This is a genomic window from Gordonia sp. Swx-4, from assembly GCF_030316175.1.
Lineage (GTDB): Bacteria > Actinomycetota > Actinomycetes > Mycobacteriales > Mycobacteriaceae > Gordonia > Gordonia alkanivorans.
Genome location: NZ_CP128197.1, coordinates 799,631 through 812,713 on the forward strand (window position 1 = coordinate 799,631; position 13,083 = coordinate 812,713).

9 protein-coding genes are annotated in these 13,083 nt (G+C 67.0%); 3 read left to right on the forward strand and 6 right to left on the reverse strand.

Translation table 11 applies throughout. The features are described 5' to 3' along the window. Positions 1–133 precede the first annotated feature (133 nt). From PWF70_RS03695 to PWF70_RS03705, 3 genes are read right to left on the reverse strand one after another with little or no spacing between them, the layout of a single operon-like run. Positions 134–1,459 (reverse strand): VOC family protein, encoded by a 1,326-nt coding sequence (locus PWF70_RS03695; protein ID WP_042376238.1) that lies wholly within the window; start codon positions 1,457–1,459, stop codon positions 134–136. Further along, on the reverse strand, positions 1,456–1,989 hold the full coding sequence (locus PWF70_RS03700) for an RNA polymerase sigma factor (RefSeq protein ID WP_372512905.1): 534 nt from the start codon (positions 1,987–1,989) through the stop codon (positions 1,456–1,458). The genes PWF70_RS03695 and PWF70_RS03700 overlap by 4 nt, the downstream gene beginning before the upstream one ends. Before the next feature lie 57 nt (positions 1,990–2,046). Beyond that, complete coding sequence (locus PWF70_RS03705; RefSeq protein WP_006358400.1) at positions 2,047–2,925, reverse strand: alpha/beta fold hydrolase; 879 nt, start codon at positions 2,923–2,925, stop codon at positions 2,047–2,049. Between the two features lie 69 nt (positions 2,926–2,994). Between PWF70_RS03705 and PWF70_RS03710 the strand changes: the two genes are divergently transcribed. After that, on the forward strand, positions 2,995–3,597 hold the full coding sequence (locus PWF70_RS03710; protein ID WP_006358401.1) for a TetR/AcrR family transcriptional regulator: 603 nt from the start codon (positions 2,995–2,997) through the stop codon (positions 3,595–3,597). A 5-nt stretch (positions 3,598–3,602) separates the two neighbouring features. On the opposite strand, the gene PWF70_RS03715 is transcribed toward PWF70_RS03710, so the two are convergent. From PWF70_RS03715 to betT, 3 genes are read right to left on the reverse strand one after another with little or no spacing between them, the layout of a single operon-like run. Continuing rightward, positions 3,603–5,168, reverse strand: a complete 1,566-nt coding sequence (locus PWF70_RS03715) for a GMC family oxidoreductase (protein ID WP_006358402.1) — start codon at positions 5,166–5,168, stop codon at positions 3,603–3,605. Further along, positions 5,165–6,682, reverse strand: coding sequence for an aldehyde dehydrogenase family protein (locus PWF70_RS03720; RefSeq protein WP_042376236.1), 1,518 nt, complete (start codon positions 6,680–6,682; stop codon positions 5,165–5,167). The genes PWF70_RS03715 and PWF70_RS03720 overlap by 4 nt, the downstream gene beginning before the upstream one ends. Continuing rightward, positions 6,679–8,895, reverse strand: a complete 2,217-nt coding sequence (betT, locus tag PWF70_RS03725; protein ID WP_042376235.1) for a choline BCCT transporter BetT — start codon at positions 8,893–8,895, stop codon at positions 6,679–6,681. The genes PWF70_RS03720 and betT overlap by 4 nt, the downstream gene beginning before the upstream one ends. Positions 8,896–9,297: 402 nt before the next feature. Between betT and PWF70_RS03730 the strand changes: the two genes are divergently transcribed. After that, entirely contained in the window at positions 9,298–11,844 is a 2,547-nt protein-coding gene (locus PWF70_RS03730; protein WP_006358406.1) for an ATP-dependent Clp protease ATP-binding subunit, read from the forward strand. Between the two features lie 107 nt (positions 11,845–11,951). After that, on the forward strand, positions 11,952–12,818 hold the full coding sequence (locus PWF70_RS03735) for an enoyl-CoA hydratase-related protein (protein ID WP_042376231.1): 867 nt from the start codon (positions 11,952–11,954) through the stop codon (positions 12,816–12,818). The last annotated feature ends 265 nt before the right edge of the window (positions 12,819–13,083 follow it).

A 13,083-nucleotide genomic window follows, 5' to 3' on the forward strand; every position in this document is an offset into this window, starting at 1 on the left:
GGATGGCTGAATCTGTTACCAACCAATGTAGATCAACCCACCGACATACTCGGATCCTCATCCACAGGAAATTCGAGGTAACCGGTTGTGCGGCAGCAGGTCTCCTCGGATTGAAGTCTGGCCGTCGGGCCGCTCAGAACAACTGACCGAGGTAGAACTCCGCTCCCTGGTCGTCGGTGCATCGGGCCGAGACGCCGTATGGCGCAGTGCGGGGTTCCTCGAGGACGCCGCCGCCGGCGGCGCGGACACGCTCGACCGCTGCTTCGACATCATCGGTCACCCACATCGGTACTGCGACGGAAGTGTCGGCGCCACCGGCGATCCCGACCTGGGGTCGGCCGTCGTCGACCTCCCAGCCGTCGTCGATCCGCCCGCCGTGGAACGTCCAGCCGAGTACCGAACCGTAGAAGTCGCGGAAGCGGGCGCTGTCCGGGGTCATCACGGTGAGGTAGCTCATCGCTCCGATGCCGCGCGGGTGTTGGTCGGGTCGGACGTCGCCGGGTTCGGGGGCGAACACTGCGAAACGCACGCCCTGCGCATCGACGGCATCGACGACTCGGTGACCGTCGGGGCTCGTCCCGAACTCGCCCTGTCCGCCGGCCGCGACGATACGGGCTTGTGCTGCCTCGAGATCGTCGACGGCATACGCGCAGAACACCGTTGGCGCGCCGTCGGTCTCGAAGATTCCGAGTCGATGCCCGACGTTGGTCACGCGGCGACCCTCGGGATCGAACTCCCAGCCGAGGACCGCGGCGTAAAACCGTCGGGCGCGCGCAGCGTCGGGGATGTTCAGCGACATGTAGCCGATGTCGCCCTGACGAATCCGGTTGGACAGCCGGCTTTTCGACGGCCCGGTCAGCATCCAGCGGTGACCGAACGGGTCGACGATGACACCGGTGCGTGAACCGTACGCCTCGTTGGGCTCGCGGGTCACGGAGGCGCCCGCGCGTGACGCGGTGGCGACCGCGGCGTCCGTGTCGCCAACCTCGAGCATCAGGCTCACCGAGACGTGGCCCGGGGCGGGCGCCCGCAAACCGAGGTCAGGGAACTCGCCGGCGAGATAGATGACCCCGCCACCGATTTCGAGTTCGGCGTGGCCGATGGACCCGTCGTCCATCACGATCGGCTCACCACGGAGCCGAGCACCGAGGTTTGCGGTGTACCAGTCGATGGCGGCCTGCGACTCTGCCACGGTGAGGTAGGGGAGCGCTCCCGGTCGCTCGACCACGGGCACCGTGCTGCTCGTCGCCTCTACGGTGGCGGCCTCGTCGAATTGTGTTGCGGTGGACATGATGACTCCTTGCGGTAGTGTCGCCCCGCGTTCGAGTCGGTCGCGCAAGGACGCGGCGAAACCGCGGTCGGGTTCGACGGGATCGTCGAAGCCGGGCGTATCGGCTGCGCGCAGGACGTGCAACGGATCCCGTGCCTCGCCGAAGCGTGTGCTGTTCCGGGGGCTCATGCGTGACCTCCTCTCCCGCTGCTCTGGCGTTGTGGTTCGGGGTAGGCCGCGCGGAAGGCGCGCTTCGCGCGGGTGAGAAGCGCCTCGGTCGCACCGACCGTGCGGCCGAGGGTCTCGGCGCATTCACCGACCGGCAGGTCATCGACATAGCGCAACGTGAGCACTGCACGGTGGATCGGCGACAGCTGCCCCAGCGTGTGGTGGGCGACCATGCGGTCGAGTTCGGCATCCCACGGGTCGTCCCCGCGGTCGGGGACGTCCTCGACCGGTTCCGGCGTACGTTGGGCGCGCCGCCAGTGATCGGCGAGCTTGTGCCGCGCGATCCCGATCAGCCACGGAGTCGTCGGTTCGGTGTCCCGGTGCCGACGGACGGAGTCCATCGCCGCCAGGAAGGTTTCCGAGGTCACGTCCTCCGCGGTCCGGCGATCCGCGCAGCGACGGACGACGAACCCGTAGACGGCCGGCAGTGCCTGGTCGTACACCGCCAGCAATCCCTCTGGTCCAGAAGACGCCGCTTGGTCGCTGCTCACGTCTACATCGTCGTGTGCGGGCACCGGAATCCGACGCCCTTCGGCGAAGAATTTCTCCTAACGGTTCGACGCTTCCGTCGCGAACGCCGCGATCGCCGAGGCAACCGCGTGCGGCTGGTCCAGCGAGACGAACGTCCGGGCGCCGGGGATCTCGACGAACCGGGCGCCCTCGCCGTCGGGTCCGGGGAAGACCGAGGCGAACCGCCGGCCGTGTTCGGGGGTGAAACACCGGTCGTCACGACCCCACACGAACCGCACGGGCAGGTCGACCCGCGACATGCGGGCGGTCACCGTGGCGAGCTCCGCCGGGTTGATCTCGCGCAGGAATGCGATGAAGTCGTCGCGGATGCGAGCGTCGCTCTGCAGGGGAGCGAACACCGAAGCGGTGAGGTCCGGGTCGGGGTCGTGGAGGAGCAGGCCGACGCCGAGCGGCGAGTGCCGCAGGGCCTTGAGCCGCATCGCGTCGACGAGCGGCTTCAACAGCAGCCGCTGGCGCATCAGCGCGAAGTACAACCGAAAGGGTTGCGGCGGAAACAGATCGAAGGCATCACAGTTGGTGAACACGAGACGACGCACAAAATGGGGATCCTCGTCGAGTGCGAACTGAGTGACTGCGCCGCCGGTGTCGTTGGCCACGAGGACCGCCGACGACAGGTCGAGGTGTCCGACGAACTCGCGCAACAACCGGCTCGCACCGCGCGGCGAACGATCCGCGTCCGGCCCCCAAGGGATTCGGTGTGAACCGAGCGGCATCAGCGGTACGTGGCACCGGTGACCGCGTTCGGCGAGGAGCTCCGCCACCGGTTCCCACAGGCGGTGGTCGACGACGGCCCCGTGCATGAAGACGATCGGCGGCAGGGTGGAGTCCGCGGGACCGTAGGTGGCGCACTCGATGACACCGGAGGGGAGTTCGACTGTCGGCAGCGTATTTGCCATGGCGAGGTCCGCTTCTCGTAGACTCGGATAACTTACGAACACTGAGTATGAAAGTTACGTGCAGACTGTATGAAAGTCAACCGTCGGACCCAGGCCGAACGCACCGCGGCGACCCGCGCGGCGCTCATCGCTGCAGGTCGCAAGCTGTTCGGCGAGCGCGGTTTCGCCGACGTCGGTACCCAGGAGATCGTCGACGAGGCCGGCGTGACCCGTGGCGCGCTCTACCACCAGTTCGACGACAAGAAGGGGCTGTTCACCGCCGTCTACGACGCCGTCGAGCAGGACGTCGTCACCCAGATCGCCGAGGCGGTCGGTGCCCTCGCGGCCGATGACCCGATCGCGGCGCTGAAGTCGGGTATGCGACTGTTCCTCGAGTTGTGTACCGAACCCTCGGTCCACCGGATCACCCTCGTCGAGGCGCCGTCCGTCCTCGGCTGGGCCCAGTGGCGAGCACGCGGCGAGGAGTTCGGCTTCGCCCTTGTCGAAGGGCTGATCAAGGCGGCGATCGCCGCAGGCCAGGCCATCGACCAGCCGACCCGGCCTCTTGCCCACGTGGCGATCGGTGCGCTCGACGAGGCGGCGCTCTACGTCGCCGCGGCCGAGGATCGAGACGCGGCGACCGCGGAGGTCGCCGCGGTTCTCGACCGCATCGTCGACTCGTTCCGGAGCTGAGCGACCTACCGCTCCGCAGCCACCAACTCCGCACACCGTTCCCCGACCAGCATCACGGTTATGTTCGGGTTCACGGTGGTGTGTTCGGGGAAGACCGACGCATCGGCGACGCGCAGGCCGGCGACTCCCTTGACGCGCAGGTCGGGGTCGAGCGGCGACATCTCGTCGTCCGGCGGTCCCATCCGGACCGTGCCCACCGGGTGGTAGACGGTGTTGTGGGTGCGCCGGATGTAGTCGGCGAGCTCCTCGTCGCTGCTGGTGTCGGGTCCGGGATAGAGTTCGCGCGCAACCCATTCCTGCAATGGTGCGGCTGCGGCGATCTCCCGCGCCTTGCGCAGACCGGCGGTCATGATCCGCATGTCGTAACCCTCGGGGTCGGTGAAGTACCGGGGGTCGACGCGCGGCTTGTCGCGGAAGTCGCGAGATCGCAGCTTCACCGTGCCCCGCGACCGTGCGTGGGTGACGTTCGGCGTCAGGCAGAAGGTGTTCTCACTGGTGGGGTAGCCCTGACGCAGCGTGTGCATGTCGAAAGGCACGCTGCCGTAATGCATCATCAGGTCCGGCCGGTCGAGTCCGTCGTCGACGGTGGTGAAGATTCCGGCCTCCCACCACTGCGTCGACTCCTGCGTCATGGGCTTCTTCGTCTCGAAGCCGATGACGCCCTCGGGGTGATCCTGCAGGTGTTCGCCGACGCCGGGGGAGTCGACGAAGACGTCGATCTCGTGCTGACGGAGATCGTCGGCGGGCCCGATCCCCGAGAGCATCAGGAGTTTCGGGGTGTCGATGGCGCCGGCCGAGACGATCACCTCGCGTTCGGCATCGATCCTGGACGTGCGTCCGAACGCGTTGTCGGTGATCTCGACCCCGACGGCACGAAGCTCGCCGTCGACCTTCTCGATGACGATGCGCTTGGCCCAGGAGCCGGTGCGGATGGTCAGGTTCTGGCGGTCGAGGTGGGGGTGCAGGTAACTCACCGACGACGACGCGCGGACTCCGTCGGGCCGGCGGTTGATCTGGAAGAAGTTGGCGCCGTTGACGACCGTCTTTCCGCTGTTGAACTCCGCCCTCGGGATGCCGACCGCCTCACAAGCGTCCAGCACGGTGACACCGCACGGGTCGTTCGGCGGGACCGTCATGATGTGGACCGGCCCGCTGCGGCCATGATGATCGCCGGGGGCGTCGTTGGTCTCGATCTGGGGGAACAGTCGGTACAACTCCTCCGAACCCCAGCCCGCGCACCCGAAATCGCGCTCCCACGAGTCGAGGTCTTCACGCGGCGCCCAGAAGGCGATGCAGCTGTTGTGGGAACTGCAGCCTCCCAGGACTTTTGCGCGAGCATGCCGCATGAAGTCGTTACCGTTCTCCTGCGGTTCGATGGGATAGTCCCAGTCGTAACCGGATTCGAGCAGTTCCATCCAGCGATCGAGGCGCAGGATCGCGTCGTCCCCGACGTCGGACGGACCGGCTTCCAGGAGACACACCGTGACCGACGGGTCCTCGGACAGCCGGGACGCCACCGCCGCACCCGCCGAACCGCCTCCGACGACCACGTAGTCGTACGACTCGCTCACTGCTGCTGCCCCTTCCGGTCTGCAAACCAACCGGTCACGCCCGGCCGAAGATTCTCGTAGACGTGCTTTGCCTCGCGGTACTCGGCCAGGCCCGACGGCCCGAGCTCACGGCCGAAGCCGGACTGGCCGTAACCGCCCCACTCCGCCTCGGGGAGGTACGGTCCGAAGTCGTTGACCCACACCGTTCCTGCCCGGATACGGCCGGCGATGCGGCGTGCGCGGGCGGCGTCGGCCGACCACACCGCGCCGGCGAGGCCGTAGACGGTGTCGTTGGCCAGCGTCACTGCCTCGTCCTCGGTGGTGAAGGTCTCGACGGTCACGGTCGGCCCGAAGGCCTCGTCGTGCACGCAGGCCATCGAACGGTCGGCGCAGTCGATGACGGTGGGCAGGTAGAACCATCCGTCATCGAGCTTCCCCGAGCCCTGGTCGCCGGTCGCGAAGGCGCCACCCGTGCGGATCACCGCACCGTCGGCACGTGCCTTCTCGACGTAGGCGTGCACCTTGTCGCGGTGGGCTTCGGAGATCAGCGGCCCGGTCTCGGTGCCCTCGCTGTAGGGGAGTCCGAGACGGATCTCCTCGGCTCGACGAACCAGCTCGTCGACGAACCGGTCGTGGGCCGACTCCTCGATGATGAGTCGCGCGCCCGCCGAACAGACCTGGCCGGAGTGCAGGAACGCGGCGTTGAGCGCGTTGTCCACCGCGGCCGCGAGCAGCTCGTCGGTGGCGCAGGCGTCGGTGAACACCACGTTGGGGTTCTTGCCGCCTAGTTCGAGTGCCACCTTCTTCACCGTCGCCGCGGCCTCGCGGGCGATGACTCGCCCGGTGACGAGTCCACCGGTGAACGACACCAGATCGACGTCGGGATGCGACGACAGCGGGGCGCCCGCATCCGCGCCGGCACCCAACACGAGGTTCGCGACCCCGGCCGGAAGGCCCAGGCCGTCAAGCACTTCCAGGAGCAGGATCGAGGTGTGCGGCGTCAGCTCGGCGGGTTTGAGGACGAAGGTGTTACCCGCGGCCAGCGCCGGTGCGACCTTCCACGCCGCCTGCAGCAGCGGATAGTTCCACGGCGTGATGAGACCGCAGACACCGACCGGCTCGTAGACGATGCGTGAGTCGGCATCGGGTGACCCGGTGTCGACGACACGGCCGGCGTCCTGGGCGGCCAGCTTCCCGAAATAGCGGAAGCAGTTCGCGATGTCGGTCATGTCGATGTCCGATTCGTACGGCCGCTTGCCGGTGTCTAGTGTCTCGGCACGAACGAAATCGTCTCGGCGGGCGTCGATCTGATCGGCGACACGGAGCAGGAGATCGCCGCGTTCGGCAGCCGGGGTGGCGCTCCACTCCCCGGCATCGAAGGCGCGCCGGGCGGCGGCGATCGCCGCCTCGGTGTCCTCCGCGGACGCCTCGGCCACCACGCCCACCACCGAATTGTCCGCTGGGCAACGAATCTCACGAGTCTTGCCGGACTCGGCGGCGCACCACCGGCCGTCGATGTAGAGAGTGTCACTCATGGAGCGGGTGCTCCTTCCGGGTCGCTGTCGGGTATGTCCGTCTCCGCGACGGTACCGGCGCTCGCAGAGCCGGCGGCGGGGCCGCTGGTGTCGGGGTCGTGGTCGACAGCGGTGTGGTCGTGATGATCGGACGCCGAGTCACGCAGATGGAGGTAACCGAGATGCCGTTCATACTGGTCGAGGATGTCGCCGATGATCTGTTCCCGGGTGTATCCCGACAGCGAATACCCCTGCGAGCCCTCGGTCAGATACACCTCGCACCGGAAGTACCGGTCGTCGGAACGCTGGGAACGGACCGCGTAGGTGGGCGTCGGCGCGGACACCGGCCACACGCAGTACTCGAAGGCCGGGACATCGGCCAGCTTCACGATCAGACGAGGAGACGGCAGGCCCTCGTTGGCGGCCGACTCGTCCACCGTCGCCGAAACGCCTTCGCGACCGAACTGTTCGGCGACCTCGTGCATCGCCGGGACCACCGTCGCCGTGATGTATCTGCGGGTTGCGATCCGGCCGGGGAAGCGGAGCGTTCCGATCAGGCGGTGTCGCCAACTGCTCTGCTCGGTCGGCCCGCGTCCGACGGCGATCACCTTCGGCAGCGTGGTGCGGTAACTGTCGAGCTTGTACGACTCGGTGCGGACAGCCCGCAACAGCGAGATACCGATCAGCCCCAGGACGAACGAGAACGGCAGGCCCATGATGACCGTCGCGGCCTGCAGGGTGAGGATCGATCCGTCGCCGCCGCCGGCGAAGAGCATCGACAGCGTCAGCAGGCCGATGGCGACCGACCAGAAGATGCGGAGCGACCGTGAGCAATCCGCCATCGGATCGTCGAGGCGGCTGGTGAAGTTGCCCATGACCAGCGACCCCGAATCGGCGCTCGTCACGTAGAACAGCAGGCCGGTGATGGTCGCGATGCCGATCAGCAGTGTCGCGCCCGGGTACTGCTCGAGCAGCGAGTAGAAACCGGCCTCGGGGGCCGATGCCGTCGTCTCGGCGAAATCCTTGTCGCCGCGGGCTGCTTGCAGGGCGCTGTTCCCGAAGATCGAGATCCACACCAGGATGAAGCTGAACGGGACCACCAGAACGCCGAAGACGAACTGCCGCAGCGTCCGTCCGCGGGAGATTCGTGCCAGGAAAAGCCCGACGAACGGCGCCCAGGCCACCCACCACGCCCAGAAGAACAGCGTCCAGCCGTCGACGAAGGCGCGGGCGTCGTTGCCGGGCTGTGGATTCACCTGATCCCAGGCGAACGTGTCGAGGGTGCGGTCGGCGAAGGTCGACACGTAGTCGCCCGCGTTCTGGACCAGACCGTTGAGGAGGAAGTCCGCGTCCTTCGCGACCGTGATGTAGATCAGCATGCCGATGGCCAGGATCACGTTGATCTCCGACAACCGCCGGATGCCCTTGTCCACCCCGGAGGTCGCCGACGCGGTGGCGATCACCACCGACAGGGCGATCAGACCGATCTGCGCCGCCTTGCCCTGCTCGATGCCGAAGATCTCGTTGAGACCGAAGTTCAGTTGCACCACACCGATTCCCAGCGAAGTCGCGATGCCGAAGATCGTGCCGAGTACGGCCGCGACGTCGATCGCGTCGCCCCACCGTCCCTCGACCCGCTTGCCGAAGATCGGGTAGAGCGCCGCACGGATCGTCAGCGGCAGGTTGTGCCGGAACGCGAAATAGGCCAGGGCGCCGCCCATGAGGGCATACATCGCCCAGCCGGTTATGCCGTAGTGGAAGACGGTCCACGTCACGGCCTCACGTGCCGCGAAGTTGGTCTCCGCCGCGCCCGTCGGCGGGTTCAGGAAGTGCGTGACGGGCTCGGCGACCGAGAAGAACATCAGGTCGATGCCGATGCCCGCGGCGAACAGCATCGACGTCCACGTGAAGAGGCTGTACTCGGGACGGGATTCCTCCGGTCCGAGGCGGTACCGCCCGTATTTGCTGACGCCGAGGAAGACGACGAGACCGACGATCGCGGTGGCGAGGATGAAGTACCACCAGCCGAACCAGCGGGTGATGAAGTTCCGCACCTCGTTGATGACGGTCTCCGCGGTCTCCGGCGCGGCGAGCGCCCAGATCGCGAAGGCGAGCACGATGGCGGCCGAAGCGACGAAGACGGTCAGATTGACCGAACTCGGGCGTCGTGTCGGTTCCCCGGTGTCCGGGGTGTCAGGAGTGGACGGGATTGCAGGTCTTTCGCCGACACTCATGGCTTATGACGCTAGCCTCTCCGAACTCGTGTGGTCGGGTGAATTGCCCGACTCACCGAGGGCGGCGATGAACTCGGATGGTTCACCGACCCCTCGGGCAACACCGCTGTCGGTACTGTCGGCCGGACCCGCCTCGTCGCCCTTCGGCGGTGACCCGACGCCCCGTTCGCTCTGGGCGTAGCGAAGCGGGAACACCGCCCCGGCCTGCGCAGTTGTACTGTGCACATCCCCGCCATCGCGGTTGATCCGTGCACTCTGCACGGGCGTTAACTGCAGGTACATCCACGACGACCTCTAGAGTGGAAGCAGGCTGGTCGTCGCCTACCCGCACCGCGTTGTCCCGACCGGACACACGAGGTGGTTTTCGCGGCGGCCGGGGCGCTAGCAATGTGAGGGAGAACAATGTTCGAACGGTTCACCGACCGCGCGCGACGGGTTGTGGTTCTGGCCCAAGAAGAAGCGCGGATGCTCAACCACAACTACATCGGTACCGAGCACATCCTCCTCGGCCTCATCCACGAGGGCGAGGGTGTGGCTGCCAAGGCGCTCGAGTCTCTCGGGATCTCCCTGGAAGGTGTCCGCAGTCAGGTCGAGGAGATCATCGGCCAGGGCCAGCAGGCACCGTCGGGACACATCCCGTTCACCCCGCGTGCCAAGAAGGTGCTGGAGCTCTCGCTGCGCGAGGCCCTGCAGCTCGGCCACAACTACATCGGCACCGAGCACATCCTGCTCGGCCTCATCCGCGAGGGTGAGGGTGTCGCCGCGCAGGTCCTGGTCAAGCTCGGCGCCGACCTCAACCGGGTCCGCCAGCAGGTCATCCAGCTCCTGAGCGGCTACCAGGGCAAGGAGCCGCAGGAGGCGGGCACCGGCGGTCGCAGCAGCGAGTCCGGCACCCCGTCCACCTCGCTGGTCCTCGACCAGTTCGGTCGCAACCTGACCGCTGCCGCCGCCGAGGGCAAACTCGACCCGGTCATCGGCCGGGAGAAGGAAATCGAGCGGGTCATGCAGGTCCTGAGCCGCCGCACCAAGAACAACCCTGTTCTGATCGGTGAGCCGGGCGTCGGCAAGACCGCCGTCGTCGAGGGTCTTGCGCAGGCCATCGTCAACGGTCAGGTTCCCGAGACGCTCAAGGACAAGCAGCTCTACACCCTCGACCTCGGTTCGCTGGTCGCCGGCAGCCGCTACCGCGGTGACTTCGAGGAACGCCTGAAGAAGGTCCTCAAGGAGATCAACACCCGCGGCGACATCATCCTGTTCATCGACGAGCTGCACACGCTCGTCGGCGCAGGTGCCGCCGAGGGCGCGATCGACGCCGCCAGCATCCTCAAGCCCAAGCTGGCCCGCGGCGAGCTGCAGACCATCGGTGCGACGACCCTCGACGAGTACCGCAAGTACATCGAGAAGGACGCCGCCCTCGAACGCCGCTTTCAGCCGGTCCAGGTCGGCGAGCCGTCGGTCGAGCACACCATCGAGATCCTCAAGGGTCTGCGTGACCGCTACGAGTCACACCACCGCGTCTCGATCACCGACGGTGCACTCGTCGCCGCCGCGACGCTGGCCGATCGCTACATCAACGACCGGTTCCTGCCGGACAAGGCGATCGACCTCATCGACGAGGCCGGTGCACGCATGCGCATCCGCCGGATGACCGCGCCGCCAGACCTGCGCGAGTTCGACGACCGCATCGCCGACGCGCGCAAGGAGAAGGAAAGCGCCATCGACGCGCAGGACTTCGAGAAGGCCGCCAGCCTCCGTGACAAGGAGAAGCAGCTGGTCGCCGAGCGCGCCGAGCGCGAAAAGCAATGGCGCAGTGGCGACATGGACATCGTGGCCGAGGTCGACGACGAACAGATCGCCGAGGTCCTGGGCAACTGGACCGGTATCCCGGTGTTCAAGCTCACCGAGGAGGAGACCACCCGTCTGCTCCGCATGGAGGAGGAGCTGCACAAGCGGATCATCGGCCAGGAGGACGCCGTCAAGGCCGTCTCCAAGGCGATCCGCCGCACCCGTGCCGGCCTGAAGGATCCGAAGCGTCCGTCGGGCTCGTTCATCTTCGCCGGCCCGTCCGGTGTCGGTAAGACCGAGCTCTCCAAGGCGCTGGCGAACTTCCTGTTCGGCGAGGACGACGCACTCATCCAGATCGACATGGGCGAGTTCCACGACCGCTTCACCGCGTCGCGTCTGTTCGGTGCACCTCCCGGCTACGTCGGCTACGAAGAGGGCGGCCAGCTCACCGAGAAGGTGCGCCGCAAGCCCTTCTCGGTGGTGCTGTTCGACGAGATCGAGAAGGCTCACTCCGAGATCTACAACACCCTGCTGCAGGTCCTCGAGGACGGCCGTCTCACCGACGGTCAGGGTCGTACGGTCGACTTCAAGAACACCGTCCTGATCTTCACCTCGAACCTCGGTACGAGCGACATCTCCAAGGCCGTGGGCATGGGCTTCTCGTCGAAGGACGACACCAAGTCCGGCTACGAGCGGATGAAGCAGAAGGTCAACGACGAGCTCAAGAAGCACTTCCGGCCCGAGTTCCTCAACCGAATCGACGACATCGTCGTCTTCCACCAGCTGACGCGTGACGAGATCATCCAGATGGTCGACCTCATGCTGACCCGAGTGGAGAGCGCGCTGAAGAACAAGGACATGGCGCTCGAGGTCACCGACCGTGCCAAGTCGCTGCTGGCCAAGCGTGGCTTCGATCCGGTGCTGGGCGCACGCCCGCTGCGTCGCACCATCCAGCGCGAGATCGAGGATCAGCTCTCGGAGAAGATCCTGTTCGGCGACATCGCTCCCGGGCAGATCGTGCTGGTCGACGTCGAAGGCTGGGACGGCGAAGGCGACGGCGAAGACGCCAAGTTCACCTTCACCGGCTCGGAGAAGCCGCGTGCGGTTCCGGACGCACCGGTCGAGCTGTCCAAGGCAGGCGACGGCGGCTCGGACGCGAGCTGACCTGAGCTGATCTGACACAATCGGCGGCGTCACCCGAAAGGGTGGCGCCGCCGTTTTGTGTTGCCTGCCCGAGTCATCTGTGACGGGGGTGGATACCATCGATCACTGTGACTAGCGTTACATCAGAGGTCGGCCGTAGGGCCACCCAGGCCGAGCCCACCATCACCGTCGAGCGGGACGGCGAGATCGCCGTCTTCCGGCTGAACCGCCCCGACCGTCTCAACGCCTTCACCGTGCAGATGGGCGAGGAGTTGCGGGCGGCGTTCGACGAGACCGACGCCGACGACTCGGTGCGTGCTGTGGTGCTCACCGGTACCGGCCGAGCATTCTGCGCCGGCGCCGACCTCGAGGCCGGCGGCTCGACCTTCGACGCCTCCTCGGTGGTCGAGGGCGACGAGGTCCCGGCCGACGAGGGCGGCAAGCTGACACTGCGCATGTTCGCCTCGCTCAAGCCGGTCATCGCCGCGATCAACGGCCCCTCGGCCGGCGTCGGCGTCACCATGACCCTGCCCGCCGACGTGCGGATCGCCTCCGAGGACGCGAAATTCGGCTTCGTCTTCGCGGCCCGAGGCCTCGTGCCGGAAGCGGCGTCGAGCTGGTTCCTCCCGCGGCTCGTCGGTCTGCCGACGGCTCTCCAGTGGACGGTCGGCGCCAAGATGGTGCAGGTCGACGAGGCGCACGAACGCGGACTGATCCAGCAGGTCGTGCCCAAGGACAAGGTCCTCGAGACCGCGATCGCCGTCGCCCGCGAGATGACCGCGAACAGCGCCCCCGTCTCGGCGGCACTGACCCGCCAGCTGTTGTGGCGGATGGCCGGGGCGCCCAGCCCGCTCGACGCCCACCACGCCGATTCGAAGGCGATCTTCTACCGCGGCCAGTCCGGCGACGTCTACGAGGGTGTCATGTCGTTCCTGGAGAAGCGCCCGGCGACGTACCCGAACAAGGTGTCGGAGGATCTGCCCGACATCTTCTGAGCGTGGTCGCGTTCCTGCTGCAAACACCCTGTGTTCAGCACGTGAACTTCGGCGAACACGCGGCATGAACGGTGGCAGGCTGCGCTGACCGCGGTTATCGTGGCGAACAGCAGGCCAGAAGAGAGCGGAAAGGAGGTGGCGCAGATGTCGATCGGTATGGCGGTGTTCGTTCGCGAGTGGCGGATGACCGACCCCGGCTGCCGGTACGGGCTACCAGCCCGAACCCGGTCCGGACCAGTCACATCCAGCGCCACCAGTTCCTGAG